The 22,254-nt window shown below is 73.2% G+C and carries 16 protein-coding genes and 2 pseudogenes; 9 read left to right on the top strand and 9 right to left on the bottom strand.

Annotated features, from left to right (window positions below):
• Window positions 1–208: 208 nt before the first annotated feature.
• Window positions 209–886, top strand: a complete 678-nt coding sequence (locus AQJ64_RS34010; protein WP_055638654.1) for a SanA/YdcF family protein — start codon at window positions 209–211, stop codon at window positions 884–886.
• A gap of 41 nt (window positions 887–927) precedes the next feature.
• On the opposite strand, the gene AQJ64_RS34005 is transcribed toward AQJ64_RS34010, so the two are convergent.
• Genes AQJ64_RS34005 through AQJ64_RS33995 form a run of 3 tightly spaced genes read right to left on the bottom strand, consistent with a single transcriptional unit; the run spans window position 928 to window position 4,489 of the window.
• Complete coding sequence (locus AQJ64_RS34005; RefSeq protein ID WP_055638655.1) at window positions 928–1,695, bottom strand: enoyl-CoA hydratase-related protein; 768 nt, start codon at window positions 1,693–1,695, stop codon at window positions 928–930.
• Window positions 1,696–1,709: 14 nt separating this feature from the next.
• Window positions 1,710–2,957, bottom strand: coding sequence for a ferredoxin reductase domain-containing protein (locus tag AQJ64_RS34000; RefSeq protein ID WP_055638656.1), 1,248 nt, complete (start codon window positions 2,955–2,957; stop codon window positions 1,710–1,712).
• The gene (locus tag AQJ64_RS33995; RefSeq protein WP_059203261.1) at window positions 2,954–4,489 is read right to left on the bottom strand and encodes an amino acid adenylation domain-containing protein; all 1,536 of its coding nucleotides are present in this window, start codon (window positions 4,487–4,489) and stop codon (window positions 2,954–2,956) included. Before AQJ64_RS33995 ends, AQJ64_RS34000 begins: the two co-directional genes overlap by 4 nt.
• 318 nt (window positions 4,490–4,807) lie before the next feature.
• Here AQJ64_RS33995 and AQJ64_RS33990 point away from each other — a divergent pair, with 318 nt between their 5' ends.
• Window positions 4,808–6,976 carry a molybdopterin oxidoreductase family protein gene (locus AQJ64_RS33990; protein ID WP_055638313.1) on the top strand — a complete coding sequence of 723 codons (2,169 nt, stop codon included), beginning with the start codon at window positions 4,808–4,810 and terminating at the stop codon, window positions 6,974–6,976.
• Between the two features lie 6 nt (window positions 6,977–6,982).
• On the opposite strand, the gene AQJ64_RS33985 is transcribed toward AQJ64_RS33990, so the two are convergent.
• Window positions 6,983–7,720, bottom strand: a complete 738-nt coding sequence (locus AQJ64_RS33985; protein WP_055638312.1) for a TetR/AcrR family transcriptional regulator C-terminal domain-containing protein — start codon at window positions 7,718–7,720, stop codon at window positions 6,983–6,985.
• Between the two features lie 149 nt (window positions 7,721–7,869).
• Between AQJ64_RS33985 and AQJ64_RS33980 the strand changes: the two genes are divergently transcribed.
• Window positions 7,870–9,408: an MFS transporter gene (locus AQJ64_RS33980; protein WP_059203260.1), complete on the top strand. Its 1,539-nt coding sequence runs from the start codon at window positions 7,870–7,872 to the stop codon at window positions 9,406–9,408.
• A gap of 60 nt (window positions 9,409–9,468) precedes the next feature.
• Here the strand turns inward: AQJ64_RS33980 and AQJ64_RS48475 are convergent, their stop codons facing one another.
• Window positions 9,469–10,209, bottom strand: coding sequence for a DUF6215 domain-containing protein (locus AQJ64_RS48475; protein ID WP_055638417.1), 741 nt, complete (start codon window positions 10,207–10,209; stop codon window positions 9,469–9,471).
• Window positions 10,210–10,370: 161 nt separating this feature from the next.
• Window positions 10,371–12,017, bottom strand: a complete 1,647-nt coding sequence (locus AQJ64_RS33970) for a M4 family metallopeptidase (protein ID WP_055638416.1) — start codon at window positions 12,015–12,017, stop codon at window positions 10,371–10,373.
• A 292-nt stretch (window positions 12,018–12,309) separates the two neighbouring features.
• Between AQJ64_RS33970 and AQJ64_RS33965 the strand changes: the two genes are divergently transcribed.
• From AQJ64_RS33965 to AQJ64_RS33955, 3 genes are all read left to right on the top strand, one after another.
• Window positions 12,310–12,744, top strand: a complete 435-nt coding sequence (locus AQJ64_RS33965; RefSeq protein WP_244902703.1) for a gamma-glutamylcyclotransferase family protein — start codon at window positions 12,310–12,312, stop codon at window positions 12,742–12,744.
• Window positions 12,745–12,972: 228 nt separating this feature from the next.
• Window positions 12,973–13,500 carry a hypothetical protein gene (locus tag AQJ64_RS33960; RefSeq protein ID WP_059203259.1) on the top strand — a complete coding sequence of 176 codons (528 nt, stop codon included), beginning with the start codon at window positions 12,973–12,975 and terminating at the stop codon, window positions 13,498–13,500.
• A gap of 131 nt (window positions 13,501–13,631) precedes the next feature.
• The gene (locus AQJ64_RS33955) at window positions 13,632–14,279 is read left to right on the top strand and encodes a class F sortase (RefSeq protein WP_059203258.1); all 648 of its coding nucleotides are present in this window, start codon (window positions 13,632–13,634) and stop codon (window positions 14,277–14,279) included.
• Here AQJ64_RS33955 and AQJ64_RS33950 read toward each other — a convergent pair.
• Window positions 14,276–15,047: pseudogene (locus tag AQJ64_RS33950) on the bottom strand (sulfite exporter TauE/SafE family protein). The gene AQJ64_RS33955 and the pseudogene AQJ64_RS33950 overlap by 4 nt on opposite strands.
• 149 nt (window positions 15,048–15,196) lie before the next feature.
• On the opposite strand from AQJ64_RS33950, the gene AQJ64_RS33945 reads away from it, so the two are divergent.
• Genes AQJ64_RS33945 through nirD form a run of 3 tightly spaced genes read left to right on the top strand, consistent with a single transcriptional unit; the run spans window position 15,197 to window position 19,355 of the window.
• The gene (locus AQJ64_RS33945; RefSeq protein WP_055636630.1) at window positions 15,197–16,411 is read left to right on the top strand and encodes an NAD(P)/FAD-dependent oxidoreductase; all 1,215 of its coding nucleotides are present in this window, start codon (window positions 15,197–15,199) and stop codon (window positions 16,409–16,411) included.
• On the top strand, window positions 16,411–19,005 hold the full coding sequence (gene nirB, locus AQJ64_RS33940; protein ID WP_055636629.1) for a nitrite reductase large subunit NirB: 2,595 nt from the start codon (window positions 16,411–16,413) through the stop codon (window positions 19,003–19,005). Before AQJ64_RS33945 ends, nirB begins: the two co-directional genes overlap by 1 nt.
• Window positions 19,002–19,355, top strand: coding sequence for a nitrite reductase small subunit NirD (gene nirD / locus AQJ64_RS33935; protein ID WP_055636628.1), 354 nt, complete (start codon window positions 19,002–19,004; stop codon window positions 19,353–19,355). The genes nirB and nirD overlap by 4 nt, the downstream gene beginning before the upstream one ends.
• Before the next feature lie 81 nt (window positions 19,356–19,436).
• Here nirD and AQJ64_RS33930 read toward each other — a convergent pair whose 3' ends face one another.
• Both AQJ64_RS33930 and AQJ64_RS51845 read right to left on the bottom strand, forming a co-directional pair.
• Window positions 19,437–20,942, bottom strand: a complete 1,506-nt coding sequence (locus AQJ64_RS33930) for a sensor histidine kinase (protein ID WP_059203257.1) — start codon at window positions 20,940–20,942, stop codon at window positions 19,437–19,439.
• A gap of 215 nt (window positions 20,943–21,157) precedes the next feature.
• A pseudogene (locus tag AQJ64_RS51845) lies at window positions 21,158–22,084 on the bottom strand (response regulator transcription factor); the annotation flags it as partial.
• Window positions 22,085–22,254 lie beyond the last annotated feature (170 nt).

Here is a 22,254-nt window from a genome sequence, read left to right as displayed (position 1 = left end):
CCCCGTTGCCTGACCGTCACGAGTATTTTCCGGGCGTTCACGGCGGGCCCCGGGTCGCTGTGAGGTCCGGGCCCGACGGGTCCCCGGCGCGGTCCCCGAAAGCGGGCCCCGGCACCGGCCCCCGGTGAGCTGGCGAACCGGATCACCGTACGCTGCGTCTTTCCGGGTCGAACGGGATTTCGACCCAGATGCACGCAGGGGGCACCTCATGAAGATCCGTCGACCGCGGCTGCCGCGCACCCGTGCCGGGCGGCGCCGGCTGGTGCAGACGGTGATGGCCGGGTGTGTGCTCGCGCTGCTGCCGGCCACCTGGCTGTTCGTGTCCACGGGCGACCGGATCGGTACGACGGCGGGGGCGCCGCGCCGGGAGGTCGCCGTGGTCTTCGGGGCTGGGCTGTGGGACGGCGAGCCGTCGCCGTATCTGGCGCACCGGCTCGACGCGGCGGCGAAGCTGTACCGGGAGGGCCGGATCGAGGTCGTCCTCGTCACCGGCGACAACAGCCGCGAGGACTACGACGAGCCGGACGCCATGCGCGCCTATCTGACCGGGCACGGGGTGCCGGACGGGCGGATCGTCAGTGACTACGCCGGCTTCGACACCTGGGACTCCTGTGTGCGCGCCAGGAAGATCTTCGGCGTGGACCGGGCGGTGCTGATCAGCCAGGGCTTCCACATCCGGCGGGCGGTCGCCCTGTGCGAGGCGGCGGGCGTGGACTCCTACGGCGTCGGCGTCGACGCCAAGCACGACGTGACCTGGTACTACGGGGGCACCCGGGAGATCTTCGCGGCGGGCAAGGCGGCCCTGGACGCGGTGTTCGAGCCGGATCCGCGGTTCCTCGGCCCGAAGGAGAAGGGTGTGGCGCGGGCGCTGGCGGCACGGAAGTGACCGGGGGCGGGAGAGGAGGCCGCCGCTCCCGCCCCCGGTCGTCAGTGGCCCCGGAACACCGGCGGGCGCTTCTCCAGGAACGCCGTCATTCCCTCCTTCTGGTCCTGTGTCGCGAACAGGGCGTGGAAGACGCGCCGTTCGTGGCGGATGCCGTCACGCAGGCCGGTCTCCAGGGCCCGGTCCACGCACTCCCGGGCCGCGCGGACCGCGAGACGGCCGTACGAGGCGATCGTCGCCGCCGCCCGAAGGGCCTCGGGCAGGACCCGCCCGTCCGGGACGACGCGGGAGACCAGACCCGCGCGTTCGGCCTCGGCGGCGTCCATGGTGCGGCCGGTCAGGACCAGGTCCATCGCCTTGGCGCGGCCGACCAGGCGGGTCAGCCGCTGCGTGCCGCCGATGCCGGGGATCACCCCGAGCGTGATCTCCGGCTGGCCGAACACCGCGGACTCCCCCGCGATCACCAGGTCGCACATCATCGCCAGCTCGCAGCCGCCGCCCAGGGCGTAGCCGCCCACCGCCGCGATCTTCGGGACGCGCAGGTCGGCGAACTCCTCCCAGCCGCCGAACCAGTCCGCGTCCCTCATCTCGACGGCCGTCCGGTCCGCCATCTCCCTGATGTCGGCGCCCGCGGCGAACACCCGCTCGGAGCCGGTGAGGACCACACAGCCGACGGTGGGGTCCGCCTCCAACGGCCTCAGGGCGTCCATGAGTTCGGCCAGCAGTGCCGAGTCCAGGGCGTTGCGGACATGCGGGCGGTGCAGTGTCACGGTCACCACCGCGCCCTCGCGGTCCAGCTTCAGGTTCGTCATCCCCGCCGCTCCTCTCACGAGTCCCAGATCGCGCCGTAGGCCGGAATCCCGCGCCGTTCCAGCCCGTGCACGACCTGCCAGGTCAGCTTCTTGTTGGAGATGCAGATCACCGCCTCCGCCCCGAAGTCCCGGTAGGCGGCGTACGCGAGGGCCACCATGTCGGGCTTGCCGTCGCGGGAGGTGTCCCAGACGACGGCGTGCGGCTGGACGGCGAGGATCTCGTCGACGAGGGCGTCGCCGTAGGTCGTCCGGGGGTCGCGGGTCGCCCAGACCAGTCGGGAGGGGACCTCGGCGGCGAGCAGATGGGGCAGGCAGGGGCCGATGCCGCTGCCGGTCGCCACGTACACCACCTTGCGGAAGAGGACCTCGATGTTGGCGACGCCGGCCGTGGTGATGCCCTTCGTCCAGACCTTCGCGGGCAGGTCGTCGATGAAGGAGCCGGTCCAGTCGCCGGCCCGGGAGATGGTGAGCCGGAAGCCGGACTCGCCGGGGGCCGGGACGTTGGCGAAGGAGTGCCACTCCGTGAGCGGGCTGCGGCTGATCGCGGTGGAGGAGCCGGCGAACGGGGTCTCGCCGTAGTCGAAGCGGGCCAACGCCACGTGCGGGGAGGGGCGTTCGGTGTACACGTCGACCTTGCGCAGCCGCAGCCAGGGCAGCGCGACGCTGAAGGTGACGAGCGCCAGCACCGCCACCGGCACCGGGCCGGGGGCCGACATCAGGGTGTGCGTCCAGAACAGGGCGAGGGCGGTCCAGCCGCCGAAGCGGTGGATCTTCTCGAAGGTGTCGTGGTGACGCGAGCGGAAGGGCGGCAGGGCGGTCGTCACGATCAGCGCGAGGAGGGCCACCAGGGTCCAGCCGACCGCCAGCAGAGGTCCGTTGCGGGTCCGCAGGGTGAGCGCCAGGAACCAGGCGGCCCCCGCCAGCGCCCCGCCCACGTGCAGTCCGCCGAAGTGGTAGACCTTGCCGAGCGTCCAGCGCAGCCGCAGCGGCCAGTGGGTCGGGGCCGAGGTCGCCAGCCGGAAGAGGAGGTTGACGACGTACTGCTGGCGGACGAGGACGGCGAGGGCGAGGTTCGCGAGGGCCGCGTGGCCGAGGGAGCGGTCCGGCAGGGGCCAACGGAGCCAGACGTAGGCCGCGTTGACGGCGAGCACCAGTGCCGCGAGGCGGTTGTAGTGCATCAGGCGGGGGTGTTTGAGCAGACGGCGGGGCGCGGACAGGAGCGGGGGCGGTCCGACGGACGTGCGGTCCAGGGAGGTCGTCACCGGGTCACCGCCACCCGGTCCGGGGACACCGCCGTCCGCTCCCGCGCCAGCCGCAGCAGCGCCGGTTTGTCGATCTTGCCGCGGTCGGTCTCCGGCAATGATGTCAGGGGCATGACATCAACAGGGACGCAGTAGTAGGGCAGCGCGTCGGCGACGGCGCGGCGGGCCGCCTCCGGGTCGACGTCCGCCGGGCAGACGAAGGAGACCAGGCTGCGGGCGTCACGCCGGAGGGTCACCGCCCGGGTGCAGCCGGGGAGCCGCTCCAGGACCGAGGAGACCGAATCCAGCTCCACCCGGAAGCCGCGCACCTTGACCTGGTCGTCGGTGCGGCCGAGGTGTTCCAGCCGGCCGTCGGGGGTCCAGCGGCCCAGGTCGCGGGTGCGGAACATCGGGCGGCCGCCGCCGAGGAAGGGGTCGGGGGCGTACCGCTCGGCGTTCAGCGCCTCGTCGCCGAGGTACCCCGCCGAGACGCAGTCGCCGCCCGCCCACATCTCGCCGACCTCGCCGATGGGCAGCGGACGACGGTCGGCGTCGAGGACGTAGACCGTGTTGTTGGGCGTGGGGCGGCCGATGGTGAGGAGCGGGTCGGCCGGGTCGTGACGGCTCATCGTGTTGACGATGGTGGTCTCGGTGGGGCCGCAGCAGTTGAAGAAGGCCGCGCGGCGGGCCCAGCCGTCGGCGAGCGGGCGGGGGCACGGCTCCCCGGCGACGGCCACCGCGCGCACCCGGGGGCAGGCCGCCGGGTCGATGCCGGACAGCACGGTCGGGGTGGCGATCAGCACCGTGGCGGTGCGCGCGGCCGCCGCGATGTCCTTGCCGCGGATGACGAGGGTGGCGCCGTGCGCGAGACAGCCGAGGATCTCCCAGGCGGCCATGTCGAAGGCCACGTTGAGGAGTTGGGCGACCCGGTCGCCGGGACGGATGCCGAGGGCACCGGGCTGGGTGAGCAGGATGTTGGCGACGTTGCGGTGGGTGACCCGCACGCCGTTGGGGCGGCCGGTGGTGCCGGAGGTGAACAGGACGTAGCAGCCGTCGTCGGGGGCGATCCGGGGGCGGGGCGCCGGGGCCGGTTCGAGGGGGTCGTCCAGGGCGATCACCCGGGGGCCGGCCGGTACCCGCGCGAGGTGCTCGCGCTGGGTGAGGACGACGGCGGTCGCGGCGGTGCGCACCACATGGTCGAGCTGGGCCCTCGGCGCGAGGCCGATGTCCTGCGGGACGTAGGCCGCGCCCGCCTTCAGGATGCCGAGCAGGCCGACGAGCAGGGGGATCGAGCGGCGGACGAAGAGCCCGACGTGATCGCCGGGGCGGACGCCCTCGCGGGCCAGCCGGGCGGCGACGGCGTCGGCGTAACGGTCCAGTTCGCCGTAGGTGAGGGTCGCGCCCTGGTGTTCGGCGGCGATCGCGTGGGGCCGGGCGGCGGCCTGCCGTTCGACGGCCCGGTGGATCAGGGGATCCGGGACGGGGACGGCGGGACCTCGGCCGTACCGGCGGAAGAGGTACTGGTCATGGGGGGTGAGGTGGCGCAGAGGCATGTCGGGAGGACCTCCAGGCTGGTTCGAGTGTCGGGTGACATGTCCGGGGCGGCGGCATGCCCGGGGTTTCGAACGCCGTGCGGTCGTGCGATGCCGTGCGGGGTCGTGCGCGTTCTCGACTCTAGTAGCGGCCCTTCAACTCTCAACCATGTGTGACCGGCCAACCACGGTACGAAATGAGTCACATGAGGCGCCTCTCATCACTCCCGCTCCTCGCGCAACCCTCACGTCGCCGCCCCCGTGCAGGGGAGGGCACGACCACACCGCCGTAACAGGAGACCGCACGGGGCGTAACACGGGCGAAGCACGCTGAACCGCATGCGGACCACCTCGACGCCCACCCACTGCCCGTACTGCGCCCTGCAGTGCGGGATGGCCCTGTCGCCCCTGCCCACGGGGGGCGTCGAGGTGGTCGAGCGCCCGGACTTCCCGGTGAACCGGGGCGCGCTGTGCGGCAAGGGCCGCACCGCGCCGGCGGTGCTGGCCCCGGGCGTCCGGCTGACCTCGCCGCTGGTGCGCTCCGGGGACGCGCTCGTGCCGGCCTCCTGGGAGGAGGCGCTGGACCGGATCGCCCGCGAGCTGACCCGCGTACGGTCCACGTACGGCGCCGACGCGCTCGGGGTGTTCGGCGGGGGCGGGCTGACGAACGAGAAGGCCTACGCGCTCGGCAAGTTCGCGCGCGTCGTGCTCGGCACCTCGCAGATCGACTACAACGGCCGCTTCTGCATGTCGTCGGCGGCGGCGGGCGGCATCAAGGCGTTCGGCCTGGACCGGGGGCTGCCGTTCCCGATGGAGGACATCCCGCGCACGGGATGCGTGATCCTCGTCGGGTCGAACCTCGCCGAGACCATGCCGCCCTCCCTGCGCTTCTTCCACGAACTGCGGGAGAACGGCGGCACGCTGATCGTCGTCGACCCGCGCCGTACGAGGACCGCCGAGCAGGCCGACCTGCATCTGGCGCCGAGGCCCGGGACCGACCTCGCGCTGGCGCTCGGACTGCTGCACCTCGTCGTCGCCGAGGGGCGGGTCGACGAGGAGTACGTCGCCGCGCGCACCACGGGCTGGGAGGACGCCCGCGCCGCCGCCATGGCGCACTGGCCGGAGTACGTGGAGCGGATCACGGGGGTGTCCGTTCCCGAGCTCCGCGAGGTCGTACGGCTGTTCTGCGAGCCGGAGAACGCGATGGTGCTCACCGCGCGCGGACCCGAGCAGCAGTCCAAGGGCACCGACACGGTCGGCGCCTGGATCAACCTCTGCCTGGCCACGGGCCGCGCGGGCCGGCCGCTGTCCGGCTACGGCTGCCTCACCGGCCAGGGCAACGGGCAGGGCGGACGCGAGCACGGTCAGAAGGCCGACCAGCTGCCCGGCTACCGCAAGCTGGACGATCCCGCGGCGCGGCGGCACGTGGCCGAGGTGTGGGGCGTGGACCCCGACACACTGCCCGGACCGGGACGCAGCGCGTACGAACTGCTGGACGCGCTCGGTACGGACGTGAAGTCCCTGCTGCTGATGGGGTCGAACCCGATCGTGTCGGCGCCGCGGGCCGCGCATGTCGAGGAGCGGATCGGATCCCTCGACTTCCTCGCCGTCTGCGATGTGGTGTTGTCGGAGACGGCGGCCCTCGCGGACGTGGTCCTGCCGGTCACCCAGTGGGCGGAGGAGACGGGCACGACGACCAGCCTCGAAGGCCGGGTGCTGCTGCGCCGGCAGGCGCTCACCCCGCCCGACGGCGTCCGCAGCGATCTGGAGGTCCTGCACGAGCTGGCGGCCCGGCTGGGCGTGGAGAAGGGGTTCCCGACCGACCCCGAGGAGGTCTTCGAGGAGCTGCGCCGGGCCAGCGCGGGCGGCATCGCGGACTACTCCGGGATCACCTACCGGCGGCTGGCGGAGGAGAACGGCGTGTTCTGGCCGTGCCCGACGCCGGCCCCGGCATCCGCTTCTCCGGCATCCGCTTCTCCGGCATCCGCTTCTCCGGCATCCACGTCCGCGGCATCCACGTCCGCGGCATCCACGTCCGCGGTGCACCCCGGCACCCCCCGCCTCTTCCTCGACCGTTTCGCGACCCCCGACGGCCGGGCGCGGTTCGTGCCCGTCTCGCACCGGCCGGCCGCCGAGGAGCCGGACGAGGAATACCCGGTGCTCCTCACCACCGGCCGGGTCGTCTCGCAGTACCAGTCCGGTGCGCAGACCCGCCGGGTCGACGAGCTGAACGCCGCCGCGCCCGGTCCGTTCGTGGAGCTGCACCCCCGGCTCGCGGCGCGGCTCGGGGCGGCCGAGGGCGATCCGGTGGCCGTGGTGTCCCGGCGCGGCCGGGCCGTGGCCCCCGCCCGCATCACCACCGGGATCCGCCCGGACACGGTCTTCATGCCGTTCCACTGGCCGGGTGAGGGCCGCGCCAACACCCTGACCAACCCGGCGCTGGACCCGACCTCGCGCATGCCGGAGTTCAAGGTGTGCGCGGTGCGGGTGGAGATCGCGACCCCGTAGCGCGGGCTACTTCGGCAGCCGCAGGGCGAGGCCGTCGAGGACGGTCTCCAGGCCGTAGCGGAACTTCTCCTCGCGCAGGGCGGCGGGGTCGGCGGTCGCGACGGCGGCCTGCGCATAGCCGTCGGCGAGGTGGGCGTGGCCCGCGGCGGCCTCGCGGGCGGCGGGCATCAGACGGGCGATGAAGTCGGCCTCGCTCTCGCCGGACCGGGCGACGGTGGTGAGCCAGGCGGCCTCGGTGGTGCTCATGCCGATGACGTACGACAGCACGGTGTCGATCGCACGGGCCGGCTCGGGGAACCCGGCGGCCGTGAACAGGGCGGCGAGGCGCTCGGAGAAGGTCATCAGGTTGGGGCCGAGGTAGGCGAGGCCCGCCTGCCCCAGGACCGAGGACAGCCAGGGGTGCCGCAGGGCCGTGGCCCGGAAGGAGGCGGCGGCCCCCGCGGCGGCCGTACGCCAGTCGGCGCCCTCGATCGCCGGAACGTGCACCTCGGCCGCGACCTCGTCCACCGCCAGCTCCATCAGCTCGTCCTTGGTGGCCACGTGCCGGTACAGGGAGGTCGCGCCCGCGCCCAGCCGGGCGCCGAGCTTGCGCATGCTCAGCGCCTCGATCCCCTCGGCGTCCAGCATCGCGACGGCCTCGCGGACGATCGCGCCCCGGCTCAGCGAGGGCTGGTCGGGTTCACGCTTGTGCCGGGTCCAGACGGAGGGCACGGGGTTCGGGTTCTTCGTCCTGGCGGCGGCCATGGGTCCCCTCCGGGGTCGGTCGGCTGGCGTACGTCGTGCGCCTCCAGCGTACAGAGTTCAAGGATTGCGCACACCGTTCCGCTGTGCGTACAGTGTTCGCATCGCACGGAACGCTGTACGCATCTCCGACGGGAAGGGACCCGACGTCCATGGAAAGCCGCAATCCACGCCGCTGGTGGATCCTCGTCGTGCTGTGCCTGAGCACGCTGGTCCTGACGATCGACAGCATGGCGCTGACCGTCGCGGTGCCCTCGATGACCGAGGACCTCGGGGCGAGCGCCCAGGACACCCAGTGGATCCTCGACTCCTACATCCTGGTCTTCGCGGGCCTCCTGCTCACCTCGGGCAGCCTCGGCGACCGGTTCGGCCGTCGGCGGGTGATGCTGATCGGCCTGGTGCTCTTCGGGGCCGCCTCCCTGGCGGCGACGGTCGGCACCAGCCCCGGCGAGGTGATCGCCGTCCGCACCGCGATGGGGGTGGGCGGCGCGCTGATCATGCCGTCCACGCTCTCGATCCTCATCACCGTCTTCGACGAGGAGGAGCGGGGCAGGGCCATGGCGGCCTGGGGTTCGGTGTCGATGCTCGGTCTGGTCGGCAGTCCGGTGCTGGGCGGCGTCCTGATCGACCACTTCTCCTGGCACTCGATCTTCTTCCTGAACGTCCCGGTCGTCGCCCTGGCCCTCGTCGCCGGTGTGGTCCTGATGCCGGAGTCGCGGGCGCCGTGGCAGAAGCCGGACCCGCTGGGTGCCGTGCTCTCCGCGGCCGGGATGACCTCACTGGTCTGGTGGATCATCGAGATCCCGCAGCACGGGGCCTTCGGCGGCCGCTCCGCCCTCAGCCTCGCCGTGGCCGTCCTCACCCTGGCCGGCTTCGTGATCTGGGAGAACGTCACGAAGACACCCATGGTCCCGCTGGTCCTGTTCAAGCACCGCGACTTCAGCGGCGGTTCGCTGTCGCTGGCGCTCGTCCAGATCGGCAACGGCGGCCTGCTGCTGGTCCTCACCCAGTATCTGCAGTTCGTCCTCGGCTACTCCCCCGTCAGGGCGGGCCTCGCCTTCCTGCCCCTCGCCGTCGCCGCGCTGGTCGGCAACGGACTGGGCGTGAAGCTGGCGGTGAAGATCGGCAACCGGTTCGTCGTCCTCGCCGGCCTGCTGGTGATGGTCGCCTGCTTCGCCCTGCTGACCACGGTCGACGCCGGCTCGGGCTTCACCGTCCCCGCCGTCGCCCTGGGCCTGCTCGGCTTCGGCGCGGGCATGGCGATGCCGGCCGCGGTGGGCGCGCTGATGGGCACCATCCCCGAGGACAAGGCGGGCGTCGGCTCGGCCCTGAACGACACCGTCCAGCAGGCCGGCACCGCCCTCGGCATCGCGATCCTCGGCTCCCTCCTCGCCGGCGGCTACACCGAGCGGATGCCGGCCGGCACCCCCGAGACCGCCCGGCACTCGATCGCCGGCGCCATGGCGACGGCGAACGGCGACCCGGAGCTGGTCCGCGCGGCCCGTGAGGCCTTCACCGCGTCGATGAGCACGACCTTCACGGTCAGCGCGATCGGCGCCCTGGCGGCCGCGGTCCTGGCGGCGCTGGTGATGCGGGACCCCGGGCGGGGACAGCGGGAACAGCCGGAGGCGCCCGCGCCGCGGGAGCGGGAGGGGGCGGCCGCGCCGCGGGAGCGGGAGGGGGCGGCCTGAGCACCGCCACCGGGAGGGCCGGCACCCGCACGGGGTGCCGGCCCTCCCGGCCTGGGTGCGTCAGGAACCGGAGCCGCCCCACCCCGGAAGGGTCGGCAGGATCCGCGCGGCGAGCCGGAGGAGCACCGCGTCGTCCGGGCGCTCGGAGTCCTGGCGCCACAGGGCGATGTCGTAGGAGCCGCCGCCGTCCTTCGGGTCCCGGGCGACGACGAGTCTGCGGGTGGGGTGGCTGGGCGCGCTGGAGGCACTGCCCTCGGCGGGACGGATACCGAAGAAGAAGGCGTACGTCCGGTCCGAGTACAGCACCGCCGGGCGCCCGAGGAAGGTCCGCTCGTGGGCGTCGCCGCCCAGCAGGTCGGCCATGTCCTTGACCGCGAAGTGATCGAAGGACGCCGAGAGCTGGACGGAGTACGTCGGCAGCGTGACGTTCATCTCGGGGGCGGGGACGTCACTGCCGCCCAGGGTGACGGAGTCGTCGTCGCCGCCGTACGACAGCGCCCGCTCCCCCGGGGTGCCGAGCAGTGCGGCCAGGTCGGGGCGGTTCAGCGCCTGGCAGAGCCGGTTGGCGGAGACGTACCTCACGCCCGCCCGCACCATCGTCGGCACCCCCGTGGGCGTCGCCGACGAGCAGGAGATCGGTCCGGCGGGCACGGCGGCGCCGCTCCCCTGCGTGCCGTTGTCCTTCTGGTACTTCCACAGGCCCCCCGCCAGCGCCGCCACCACCACGAACGCCGAGATGACCTGCACCCAGGCGTTCGGGCCCCGCTCAGCCGCCGTGACTCTTCCGGCTTCCTCGGTCATGTCCCTGTTACCCCCGGTTCCCCCTGGTCGCGCCGGTCGTGCGCGCAGGGAGCCTAACCGGGCGGGCGGTGTGCGGGAAAGCGAGTGGCTTTCACGCCCTCTTCACGCGCTGCACGCGCCTCCCGCACACCGGACCCGACCGAACGGCCGTGTCCCTGTGCTCAGTTCACGTTCACCGCGGTCCAGGCGGCGGCGACCGCGTTGTACTCCGTGCTGCCGGAGCCGTAGAGGTCACGGGCGGCGTTGAGGGTCGCCGTCCGGGCGCCCGCGTAGTTCGTGGACGAGGTCATGTAGACCGTCAGCGCCCGGTACCAGATGGCGCCCAGCTTGTCCCGGCCGATCCCGGTGACCGTGGAGCCGTTGTACGTCGGGGAGTTGTAGGTGACGCCGTTGATGGTCTTGGAGCCGCTGCCCTCCGCCAGCAGATAGGCGAAGTGGTTGGCGACGCCGGAGGAGTAGTGGACGTCGAGGTTGCCGACCGAGCTGCTCCAGTAGTCGGCGGAGCTGCCGTCCTTGCTCGGCTTGTCCATGTAGCGCAGGGCGTCCCGGCCGAAGCCGGAGCGGACGATCTTCTCGCCGATCAGATAGTCGCCGGCGTCGGAGGAGTTGTTGGCGTAGAACTCGACCAGGCTGCCGAAGATGTCGGAGGTGGCCTCGTTCAGGCCGCCGGACTCGCCGGAGTAGGTCAGGTTGGCGGACTTCGACGTCACGCCGTGGGACATCTCGTGGCCCGCCACGTCCAGCCCGACCAGCGGGCCGAGCTGGGTGCCGTCGCCGTCGCCGTAGGTCATGCAGAAGCAGCTGTCGTCCCAGAAGGCGTTGTTGTAGCTGTTGCCGTAGTGGACGCGGTTGTAGGAGCCCTTGCCGTCGTTGCCGATGCCGTTGCGGCCGTGGACGTTCTTGTAGTAGTCCCAGGTCACGTTGGTGCCGTACTGCGCGTCGACCGCGGCCGTGGAGCGGTCGGACGTGGTGCCCGTGCCCCAGTGGTTGTCGGTGTCGGTGAACAGCGTCGCCGGGGCACGGCTGATGCAGATGCCGAAGATGCACAGGTCGGTCTTGTTCGCCGCGTCACCGGTGTACGTGTTCCCGCGGTTCGGGTCCTTGAGCTGGTACGTCGATCCCGAGAGCGTCGTCTCCAGCGGAACCGTGCCGCCGTACAGGGACCGGCCGTCGCCCGTCACCGTCTCGATGGAGTCCCAGGCGTCGATCCGGGCGCCGGTGCGCGCGTCGGTCAGCACCGTGCGGGCGACGGGGTTGCCGAGGGAGTCCAGGCCGACGGCGTCGGTGCGCCAGGCCAGCTTCGGGGTGCCGTGCAGGGCGTCGACGACGAGCTGCGGCTTGGCCTTGACCTGCTTGAGGGTCTCGCCGAGGTTGGCCGCGCGCAGGGCGTTCACGGCGGCGTCGGCGGCCCTGGACGCGGAGAGCTTCGGGGTGATGGTCGACAGCGAGATCGCCGCCCGTGTCGCCCGGTTCGCACTGCGGTAGGTGCCGTCGGGCGCCAAGTGGACGACGAAGTCACCGCCCAGGACGGGGAGTTCGCGGTAAGTGCGGTCGTAGCGGACGTGCTGGGTGCCGTCCTTGTCGATGACGACGTCCCGGACGGCGGTGTCCTGGGTGGCGGTCAGCCCCAGGCTCGCGGCGTGCTCGGCGAGGGCGGCCGCGGCGTGGTCGAGCGCGGTGGCGCGGGTGGGCCTGCCGGCCGCGTCGGCGGCCGGGGAGAGTACGGCGGCCAGCAGGGTCGCCGTGGTGACGGCGATGCCGGCGGTGGCGAGACGGGAACCTCGGACGTGCTGCCGTATCCGACTCATCAGTCTGCTCGGTCTCCTCGGAAGGGCGCCGTGGGGGCGCGTGTGGGGGTGCGCAGAGGTGGTGCCTGAGGGGCGTGCCTGAGGTCGTGCCTGAGGTCGTGCCTGAGGTCGTGCCTGAGGTCGTGCCTGAAAGCGGTGCCTGAGGTCGTGCCTGAAAGCGGTGCCTGAGGCTGTGCTGTGCCTGATGCCGTCCTGAGATTTAAGGGGGCATGACAAGTCATGTCCATAGCGCCTTCGCGCCGAAGCCGTGAGAAGGCGACGAAGGGGGCACGCACGGGAGACAATCGTCGCCGTGCGCAACCCGACCGCCCCGACCGGGCCCCAGCTGCCGTTCTTCGTCTACGGCACCCTGCGCCCCGGCGAGGTCAACCACGGCCTCTTCCTGCGCGGCCGCACCCTGCGCGAGCAACCGGCCCGGCTGACGGACGCGGTGCTCTACGACGGCCCCGGCTACCCCTACGCGGTCGAGGAACCCGGCGGGACCGTCACCGGCGACCTCGTCACCGCCCGCCCCGAGACCTACGAGCGGCTGCTCGCCGAACTGGACCGGCTGGAGGAGTACACACCGGGCGATCCGCGCAGCCTGTACGAACGGGTGGTCCGCGAGGTGACGACGGGCGAGGGCCCGGTGCGGGCCTGGGTCTACGTGGCGGCCCCGGCGGTGGCCGCCCGGCTGCGGGCGCGGGGCGAACGTCTGGCGGGCGGCGACTGGCCGGCCCGCCGCTGACCGGTCACCCGTTCACACCCCCTCGCGGCACCTTTTCCGCCGCCCTCCTCCCACCCGCCGCACCCACCCCGGTGACCTGCCGAAACGGCCGCCCGCCCGACCCGCTCCCGGTGCGCCCCGACACCCGTTCATCCCATTCCTGACGCCCCTTCAGGGGGCGCGCCCGCCGTGCGGGGACTTACCTCGGAAGGACAGGGACGCGATCCGAGGCGCTGCGAGGGAGCACCGATGCGACGTACCACCCGTCTGGTGACCGGCACCGCGCTCGCCGTCGCCGCCGCGGGCGGGATCGCCGTTCCGGCGTACGGCGCGCGGGACGCGGGCACGAACCTGGAGATCCACCCCGTCGGGGTCGTCCCCGGCGACCCGGTCACGGTGAACACCTCGGCGTGCGGGGCGGACGGGACGGCGGCGGGCGACGCGGGCGCGGTGGGCGCCGGGCGGTTCACCCTTGTGCCGGGCGCACAGCGGGGCAAGGCGACCGGGGAGTTCCGGGTGCCGCCGAGCGCGCAGCCCGGGACGTACGAGATCGTCGCGCAGTGCGCGCGGGGCGGCCGGCGGCTCACCGGGGACCTGGTGGTGACACTGGCCTCGGCGCGGCGGCCGGTGGCCCCGCACGGAAGTGTGAAGACGGGGGTCGGCGGCGCACTCGGCCCCGACCCCGTGCAGACCGCGGCCGGCGTGACGGCACTCGCCGTCGCCGCCGCGGGCGGTACCTGGCTCCTGCATCGCCGGGCGAGAGGCGACGGGATCTGACGGACACCCTCCGCTGTCCGTCCACCGGTACCGCATGTCCCCTCCCCCTCCGGGTCCGACGCCCCTCGCGGCCCGGAGGGGGGCACGGGGCGCCCCGCAGGGCCAGGAACCCCTTGAGGAGAAGGGTCGAGATGCGCAGGGTCGGCAACACCCTCATAGCCGCCGTCACCGTGACCGCCCTGGGCGCGGGCGCGTGGCTGCTGCACAACGGCGCCGGGACACACGCCCCGCCCCAGCCCACGGCCGCACAGGCGCACTCGGGCGGCGACGCGGGCAGGGGCACGGGCAGCGGTACGGCGATACGTTCCGCCCCGGCGCTGCCTCCGTCCCCGCCCACCCGGATCCGTATCCCCGCCCTCCACGTCGACGCCCCGCTGACCGGCCTCCCCCTGACCCCGGCCGGGAGCCTGGCCGCCCCGCCCGCCGGGCGCAAGAACCTGGCCGGCTGGTACGAGGCCGGGACCACCCCCGGCGAACGGGGCACCGCGATCGTCGCGGGCCATGTCGACAACGCCGACGGCCCCGCCGTCTTCTACGACCTCGGCGCCCTGCGCAAGCACAGCACCGTCGAGGTGGACCGCCTCGACGGCACGGTCGCCGTCTTCACCGTGGACGCGGTGGAGGTCTACGACGCCCACCGCTTCCCCGACGCCAGGGTCTACGGCGCCGCCGCCCGCCCCGAGCTACGGGTGATCACCTGCGGCGGCACCTACGCGAAGGCCACCGGCTACCAGGGGAACGTAGTGGTGTTCGCCCATCTCACGGGGAGCCGCGGCTAGGCGGCCCACTGCTGCCAGGCCAGATTCCCCACCAGTGCGCACACCACCGTCAGCAGCACCACCCGGACGAACCCGCTGCCCTTCCTCAGGGCCGTGCGGGCGCCCGGGGTGCCGCCCGCGGGGTTGCACAGGGCCATCAGGGCGGCGAGCTGCCACCGCACGCTGCCCTGCCAGGCGAAGGTGGCGAGGGCGCCCGCGTCGGTGCAGCAGTTGACGATCTTCGCGGTGGCCGAGGCGGTGACCAGGTCGAGGTGGAGGGTCGCGGTGAGCGCGAGGACCAGGAACGTACCGGTGCCGGGGCCGGTCAGACCGTCGTAGAAGCCGATGCCGAGGCCCGCGAGACCGATCGCGGTGAGGATCTGGCGGCGGGTGGCGGGCCCGGGGCCGGGGCGGTGCACGACCATGATCAGCGGCTTCAGCACGTCGGTGCTCATCCCGGCCGCGAAGAACGCCCCCGCCGAGGACCCCGCGAGCGCCGCGAGGCCGATCCGTACGGCGGTGCGCACATCCACCGGCGCCCGGCGGGCGGAGTCCCCCCGCTGCCCGAAGGGCGTGGGAGGTGCCCCCATCCGCCGCGCCGGAGGTGCCGACGATCGCCACCGCCTTGTTGGTGCCGAGCACGGACACGGCCGGCGCCCCGGCGGGCAGACCGAGCAGCGGCACCGGCAGGAGCAGCAGCCCTCCCCCCGCCCACCACCGCGTCGATCCAGCCGGCCGCGAGCGCGGCGAGGCAGAGCAGGGCGATCACGGCGAGGGGATATCGGGCAGGGTCATGACCCTACGGCCGGTATGAATACACAGGCCACGCACCCCACGGAAACCCTCACACCCCCACCCGGCCCCCGCTGAGGGCAGCGTTCCTCGCGGGAAACAACCGTGATGCGACCGGGTAACCTCCGCACCGCACGCTCAAGGGCATGACCTCGAATTCGCGTGTGGTGGTGATCGGCGCCGGCCTCGCGGGCGTACGACTCGCCCGCCGGCTCGGTGAGCTGGGCGTGCCCGCGCTGCTCGTCGGCGACGAGGAGCACCGCCCGTACAACCGGGTCCTGCTGGCCGAGGTGCTGGCCGGCCGGTACGCCCCCGAGGTGATCGCGCTGCCCGCGCCCGCCGGACTGGTCCGGGCCAAGGTCACCGGCATCGACCGCACCCGACGCACCGTCACCTGCGCGGACGGCTCGGAGATCGCATACGACACGCTGGTCCTCGCCACCGGCTCCAACCCCGTACTGCCGCCCCTGCGCGGTCTGTTCACCCCCGACCACGTGCTCCCCGAGGGCGTCCACGCGTTCCGCACCCTGGACGACTGCCTGGGCCTGTCGAAGGCCGTACGGCCGGGGGTGCGGGCGGTCGTCATCGGCGGCGGGCTCCTCGGGGTCTCCGCGGCCCGGGCCCTCGCGACGCGCGGCGCCCAGGTCGTCCTCGCCCAGCAGTCCGAGCGCCTCATGGAGCGTCAGCTCGACCCCGCCGCCTCGAAACTGGTGCGCCGGCACCTCACCGACCTCGGCGTCGAGATCCACACCGAGTGCCGGGTCCGCGACGTGCGCTGCGTCGGCGGCGCGGTCCGCTCCGTCGAGATGTCCGACGGCTACACCCTCGACGCCGACCTGGTGGTACTGGCCTGCGGGGTCTCCCCGCGCGCCGGACTCGCCAAGGAGGCGGGGCTCGCCGTCCACAAGGGCATCCTCGTCGACGACACGCTGCGCACCTCCGACCCGCACATCCGCGCGATCGGCGACTGCGCCCAGCACGACGGGACCGTGTACGGCCTCGCCGCCCCGGCGCTCGAACAGGCCGACGCCCTCGCCGAGTCGCTCGCCGGCGACCCGGCCGCCCGCTACGGCGGCACCCGCGCCCTCACCCGGCTCACCCTCTCCGGGAACGGCGTCCTCGACCTCGCCGCGTTCGGCGAGACCGAGCCGCGCCCCGGCGACGACGTCGTCCAGCTCGCCGACGCCACCCGAGGGACCTACCGCAAGGTCGTCGTCCGCGACGACCGCCTGGTCGGCGGGGTCCTCGTCGGCGAACTCGGCACCGTCGGCGCGCTGGCGCGCGCCTGGGAGGGAGCAGAGCCGCTCCCGTCCGACGGCGGCCCCCTGCTCCACCTGCTCACCAACGACGGAGGCTCCTGATGACCGCCACCCCGGGGGCCACCCCCACGATCGTGCTCGTCGGCCACGGCATGGTCGGCCAGCGCTTCCTCGAGGCGCTCGCCGAACGCGGCCTGACCGCCACGCACCGCGTGGTCGTGCTCTGCGAGGAGCCCCGCCCCGCGTACGACCGCGTGGCGCTCACCTCGTACTTCTCGGGCAAGACCCCCGAGGACCTCTCCATGACGGACCTGGAGTTCATCGCGGCGCACGGCATCGAGCTGTACGTCGGCGACCCGGCCGTCACGGTCGACCGTACGGCCCGCGAGGTCACCGCGAGGTCCGGTCAGGTCTTCGCCTACGACACCCTCGTCCTCGCCACCGGCTCGTTCCCCTTCGTGCCGCCGGTCCCGAACAAGGACGCCGACGGCTGCTTCGTCTACCGCACCATCGAGGACCTCCTCGCGATCGAGGAGTACGCCAAGACCGCGACGACGGGTGCCGTGGTCGGCGGCGGTCTGCTCGGCCTGGAAGCGGCCGGCGCGCTCAAGGGCCTCGGACTCACCTCCCACATCGTGGAGTTCGCGCCCCGGCTGATGCCCGTCCAGGTCGACGAAGGCGGCGGCGCCGCGCTCCTGCGCACCATCGAGGAGATGGGCCTGAGCGTCCACACGGGCGTGGGCACGCAGGAGATCGTCGTCGACGACTCCGGCGCGGTCACCGGGATGAAGCTGTCCGACGGCTCCGAACTCGCCACCGACCTGGTGGTGTTCAGCGCCGGCGTCCGGCCGCGGGACCAGCTCGCCCGGGACTGCGGCCTCACCGTCGGCGAGCGCGGCGGCATCGCGGTCGACGAGCAGTGCCGTACGGTGAACGACCCGCACGTGTTCGCGATCGGCGAGTGCGCGCTGGCGTCGGACGGCCGGGTCTACGGCCTGGTCGCACCGGGTTACGAGCAGGCCGAGACGGCCGCGGCGACCATCGCGGCCGACGAGGCCGCCTTCACCGGCGCCGACCTGTCCACCAAGCTGAAGCTGCTCGGCGTGGACGTGGCCTCCTTCGGCGACGCGCACGGCACCACCGCCGACTGCCTCGACGTCGTCTACTCCGACTCCCGCGCGGGCCTGTACAAGAAGCTGGTCATCGGCCGCGACGGCACCCTGCTCGGCGGCATCCTGGTCGGCGACGCCGAGGCGTACGGCACGCTGAAGGCCTTCACCGGGTCCGTCCCGCCGGTCTCCCCCGAGTCGCTGGTCCTGCCGGCCGGCGCGAGCGGCGGCGCCCAGCTCGGCCCGTCCGCCCTCCCCGACGACGCGATCATCTGCTCCTGCCACAACGTCAGCAAGGGTGCGATCCGCGGCGCGGTGACCGAGCACTCCTGCACCACCGTGCCCGAGGTCAAGAAGTGCACCAAGGCCGGTACCGGCTGCGGCAGTTGCGTCAAGGTCCTCGGCCAGCTCGTCACCGCCGAGCTGGAGGCGTCCGGCGTCGAGGTCGACAAGGGCCTGTGCGGCTGCTTCTCCCAGACCCGCGAGGCGCTGTACGAGATCGTCCTCGCCCTGCGCATCAACACCTACCAGGGCCTGCTGGACCGGTACGGCCGCGAGGAGGCCCGGGGCGGCGACGGCTGCGAGATCTGCAAGCCGGCCATCGCCTCGATCATCGCCTCGCTGGCCCCCACGATCGGCGCCAGCGGCTATGTCCTGGAGGGCGAGCAGGCGGCGCTCCAGGACAGCAACGACCACTTCCTCGCCAACCTCCAGAAGAACGGCTCGTACTCCGTCGTCCCGCGCATCCCCGGCGGTGAGATCACCCCCGAGGGCCTGATCGTGATCGGCGAGATCGCCCGCGACTTCGGCCTCTACACGAAGATCACCGGCGGTCAGCGGATCGACATGTTCGGCGCCCGCGTCGAACAGCTCCCGCTGATCTGGACCCGGTTGGTGGACGCCGGCTTCGAGTCCGGGCACGCCTACGGAAAGTCGCTGCGGACCGTCAAGTCCTGCGTGGGCCAGACCTGGTGCCGCTACGGCGTCCAGGACTCCGTCCGCATGGCGATCGACCTGGAGCTGCGCTACCGGGGGCTCAGGTCCCCCCACAAGCTCAAGTCCGCCGTCTCGGGGTGCGCCCGCGAGTGCGCGGAGGCCCAGTCGAAGGACTTCGGCGTCATCGCCACCTCCAACGGCTGGAACCTGTACGTCGGCGGCAACGGCGGCGCCACCCCGCGCCACGCGGACCTGCTCGCCCAGGACCTCTCCGACGCCGAGCTGATCCGTCTGATCGACCGCTTCCTGATGTTCTACATCCGCACCGCGGACCGACTGGAGCGCACCTCCACCTGGCTGGAGCGGATCCCCGGCGGCCTGGACCACGTCCGTGACGTGGTCGTGGAGGACTCCCTCGGCATCTGCGAGGAGCTGGAGTCCCTGATGGCGGACCACGTGGCGCACTACGCCGACGAGTGGGCCACCACCATCAACGACCCCGAGAAGCTCGCCCGGTTCGTGTCCTTCGTCAACGCGCCGGACACCCCCGACCCGGTCGTCGGCTTCGTCCCCGAGCGCGACCAGATCAAGCCCGACCTGCCGCTGCTGACCATCGGCCACCGTCCCCTGGAAGGGAGCGCCCAGCGATGACCCTGGCACCCGAGACGACCGACCTGAAGATCCAACTCCTGCTGGACGAGGACTGGTTCACCGTCTGCGACCTGACCGCGCTGACCCCGGGCCGCGGCGTGGCCGCGCTGCTGCCCGACGGCCGCCAGGTCGCCCTCTTCCGCGACCGCGCGGGCGAGCTGTACGCCGTCGACAACCGCGACCCGTTCGGCGGCGCGGCGGTCCTCTCCCGCGGCCTGACCGGCACCCACCGGGGCCGCCCGTTCGTCGCCTCGCCGCTGCTCAAGCAGCGCTTCGACCTCGTGTCAGGGGAGTGCCTGGACGACGAGACGGTACGCATCGCGACGTACGAGGTGCGCGCGGCGGCCTGAGCGGCCTCGCGCCCGCTCGCGAAGCCCCACGGTGACCCGGGTCAGCGTCGACCCGGGTCACCGTCGGTCTTCCGTACGCCGTCAGCGTCCGCCGGGGGCGGCCGTCTGGAGGGGTCGTCCCGGGCGCTGCGACGGGAGCGCCGGACCACCACCGGCCCGGCCCGGTGCCACCGGCAGCCGGACCACCGCGTCCAGGCCGCCGAGCGGCGCCCGCCGCAGCACCGCCTCACCCCCGCTCGCATGGGCCAGCCGCTGCACCAGGGCCAGCCCCAGCCCCGTCCCGCCCTTCGGGGCGTCCGGGGCCCGCCAGAAACGGTCGAAGGCCCGGCGGCGCTGCTCCTCGGTCATCCCGGGCCCCTCGTCCATGACATGCAGCTCGACCCGGCCGGGCCCCGCCGGGCGGTGCGGATGCCGGTGCGGGAAGCGCCGCTCGGGAACCACCGGCAGGCGCGGATCGATCGAGACCGTGGACCCCGGGGGCGACACCCGCAGGGCGTTGGAGAGCAGATTGTCGAGGATCTGCTCCACCGCCCCCGGCAGGGCGAGCACCTCGCCGGTGTACTCCCCGGCCAGCGCCAGCCACACCCCGTGCCGCTCGTACAGCGGGGTCCACGCGCGATGGCGTTCCGCGCACACCTGCCCGAGGTCCACCCGCTCCGGTTCGCTCGCGCTCTCGTCGAGCCGGGCCATCGCCAGCAGCCCCTCCACCATCCGGGCCAGCCGGTCGGTCTCGGTGAGCGCGGCGGTCAGCGAGCCCCGGGCGTTCAGGGCGATGTCGTTCTCCAGGTTCTCCAGCCGCAGCCGCAGCGCCGCGAGCGGGGTCTTCAGCTGGTGCGAGGCCTCACCCGCGAAGGCCCGCTGGGAGGCCAGCAGGTGCTCCAGGCGGGCGGCGGTGCGGTTGAAGGTGGCGGCCAGACTGCGCACCTCCGGCGGCCCGTTGGTGATCGCCACCGGTACGGCGGTGCCACCGACCGCCAACTCACGCGTGGCGTGCTCCAGTTCACGGATGGGCCGGCCGGTCCAGCGGGCGATGCCGAAGCCGACCACGACGACCGCGGTGAGCGCGGCGAGCCCGCCGAGGCCCAGCAGCAGCCAGACGTGATGCACCCGGTCGGCCACCATCCTCGTCGGCACGGTGATCCGGACGGCACCCTGCTCCTCGGCGCCGTGCCGTACCGGCGTGGCCACCGCCAGATACTCCACCCCGCCGATGGTGGAGGTGCGCATGTCCGCCGTCGCGGTGCCGCGCAGCGCCGCCGCGATCCCCGGCCAGCCGGCGAGGCCGGCCTCCTCGGCCGCGCTCAGCGGATGCGAGGTGGCCAGCAGCGCACCGCCCCGGTCGACGATCAGCACCTTGCCGCCGATGCGCTCGGCACAGTGGGCGGCCCGCTCGGGCAGGTCCTGCGCGGCCCGGCCCGCCGAGACGGACAGCGAGGCGAACGCCGACACCGACTCCGCCTCGTCCTTCGCCGCGTTGATCACCCGCTCGCGCTCGGCGCGTGAGTAGACGAAGCCGAGCGGGATCTCCAGGGCGAGCAGGAGCAGCGCGGCGAGCGTGAGGTAGCTGAGCAGCAGCCGCCGGGTCATCAGTAGGCCGCCGAGGGGTGGGGGGTGGGGAGGGGGCGGGTGAAGGGGCGGGGGTGGTCGTACGCGGACTGTTCGTGGGTGGCCTGCCGGTGGGCGGACTGCCGGTAGGTGGGCTGTTCGTAGGCGGGCTGTTCGTAGGCGGGGTACTCGTACGGGGGCGGGTCCTGGTAGCCGGAGGACTCGTACCCGGAGGACGGATACGGCCGCGCGTCGTCGGGGACGGGCGGCCGGGTGCGCACCGCCAGCCGGAAGCCGACTCCGCGCAGGGTCTGGATCCAGGCGGTGTTGCCCAGCTTCCGCCGCAGCGTGGCGACATGGACGTCCAGCGTCTTGGTCGGCCCCTCATAATGCGGGTCCCAGACCCGGTCGAGGATCTGCTGCCGGGAGTACACCGCGCCCGGGTCCTCGGTGAGCAGGGCGAGCAGCTCGAACTCCTTGGGCGTCAGCGTCACCGCCCGCTCCCCCACCCACACCTGCCGCGTCCGCCGGTCGACGACCAGGGGGCCCGCGGCACCGGCCACGGCTTCGAAGGGCTGGGGCTGGGGCTGGGGCTGGGGCTGGGGCTGGGGTGGCGGCGGGGGTGCGGGGTCATACGGCGGGGACGAGGGTACGGCGGCGCCGAAGGGCGGGGACGAGGGTACGGCGGCGCCGAAGGGCGGGGACGAGGGTACGGCGGCGCCGAAGGGCGGGGACGAGGGTACGGCGGCGCCGAAGGGCGGGGGCGAGGGTACGGCGGCGCCGAAGGCTTCGCCGCCGGCCGGCTCCCCGCCCGGTTCCGCCAGCCCCCGGTGGGTCCGCCGGGTCACCGCCCGCACCCGGGCCACCAGCTCCCGCATGCTGAACGGCTTCGCGAGATAGTCGTCGGCGCCCAGTTCGAGGCCCAGCACCCGGTCGGCCTCCTCACCCCGCGCGCTGAGGATGATGATGGGCACGTCGGAGGTCTGCCGGATACCGCGGCAGACGTCGATGCCGTCCACGTCGGGCAACCCCAGGTCGAGCAGGACGACATCGCCGTACGGCCCTCTCAACCCCGCACCGCCGGTGCTGACGTGATGCACCGTCAGCCCGAAGTGCCCGAGGCCCTCGACGAGCGGTTCGGCGATCGTGTGGTCGTCCTCGATGAGCAGGACTCGTACGCCCATGCGTTCCCGTCTCTCCCGTGAACCGAATTCGCGTGTTCCGTGGACAGGTCACGCTACAAGAGCGACCGATAAAACGCCGTATCCATCCGGAGAATGTGAGCAGCGGCTCAGTCGGGAACTGCGCGGGACGAAATCTGTCCCATTCTTGTCGGCGGTTTAGTGTTCCTCTA

The sequence above is a fragment of the Streptomyces griseoruber genome (assembly GCF_001514205.1).
Lineage (GTDB): Bacteria > Actinomycetota > Actinomycetes > Streptomycetales > Streptomycetaceae > Streptomyces > Streptomyces griseoruber.
This window is presented reverse-complemented; position numbering and strand designations above follow the sequence as displayed.

Excerpts from the sequence above, each read along its gene's own strand:
- AQJ64_RS34010 (WP_055638654.1), top strand. The coding sequence starts at position 209 with ATGAAGATCCGTCGACCGCGGCTGCCGCGCACCCGTGCCGGGCGGCGC.
- AQJ64_RS34005 (WP_055638655.1), bottom strand. The coding sequence starts at position 1,695 with ATGACGAACCTGAAGCTGGACCGCGAGGGCGCGGTGGTGACCGTGACA.
- AQJ64_RS33995 (WP_059203261.1), bottom strand. The coding sequence starts at position 4,489 with ATGCCTCTGCGCCACCTCACCCCCCATGACCAGTACCTCTTCCGCCGG.
- AQJ64_RS33990 (WP_055638313.1), top strand. The coding sequence starts at position 4,808 with ATGCGGACCACCTCGACGCCCACCCACTGCCCGTACTGCGCCCTGCAG.
- AQJ64_RS33985 (WP_055638312.1), bottom strand. The coding sequence starts at position 7,720 with ATGGCCGCCGCCAGGACGAAGAACCCGAACCCCGTGCCCTCCGTCTGG.
- AQJ64_RS33980 (WP_059203260.1), top strand. The coding sequence starts at position 7,870 with ATGGAAAGCCGCAATCCACGCCGCTGGTGGATCCTCGTCGTGCTGTGC.
- AQJ64_RS48475 (WP_055638417.1), bottom strand. The coding sequence starts at position 10,209 with ATGACCGAGGAAGCCGGAAGAGTCACGGCGGCTGAGCGGGGCCCGAAC.
- AQJ64_RS33970 (WP_055638416.1), bottom strand. The coding sequence starts at position 12,017 with ATGAGTCGGATACGGCAGCACGTCCGAGGTTCCCGTCTCGCCACCGCC.
- AQJ64_RS33960 (WP_059203259.1), top strand. The coding sequence starts at position 12,973 with ATGCGACGTACCACCCGTCTGGTGACCGGCACCGCGCTCGCCGTCGCC.
- AQJ64_RS33955 (WP_059203258.1), top strand. The coding sequence starts at position 13,632 with ATGCGCAGGGTCGGCAACACCCTCATAGCCGCCGTCACCGTGACCGCC.
- AQJ64_RS33945 (WP_055636630.1), top strand. The coding sequence starts at position 15,197 with ATGACCTCGAATTCGCGTGTGGTGGTGATCGGCGCCGGCCTCGCGGGC.
- nirB (WP_055636629.1), top strand. The coding sequence starts at position 16,411 with ATGACCGCCACCCCGGGGGCCACCCCCACGATCGTGCTCGTCGGCCAC.
- nirD (WP_055636628.1), top strand. The coding sequence starts at position 19,002 with ATGACCCTGGCACCCGAGACGACCGACCTGAAGATCCAACTCCTGCTG.
- AQJ64_RS33930 (WP_059203257.1), bottom strand. The coding sequence starts at position 20,942 with ATGACCCGGCGGCTGCTGCTCAGCTACCTCACGCTCGCCGCGCTGCTC.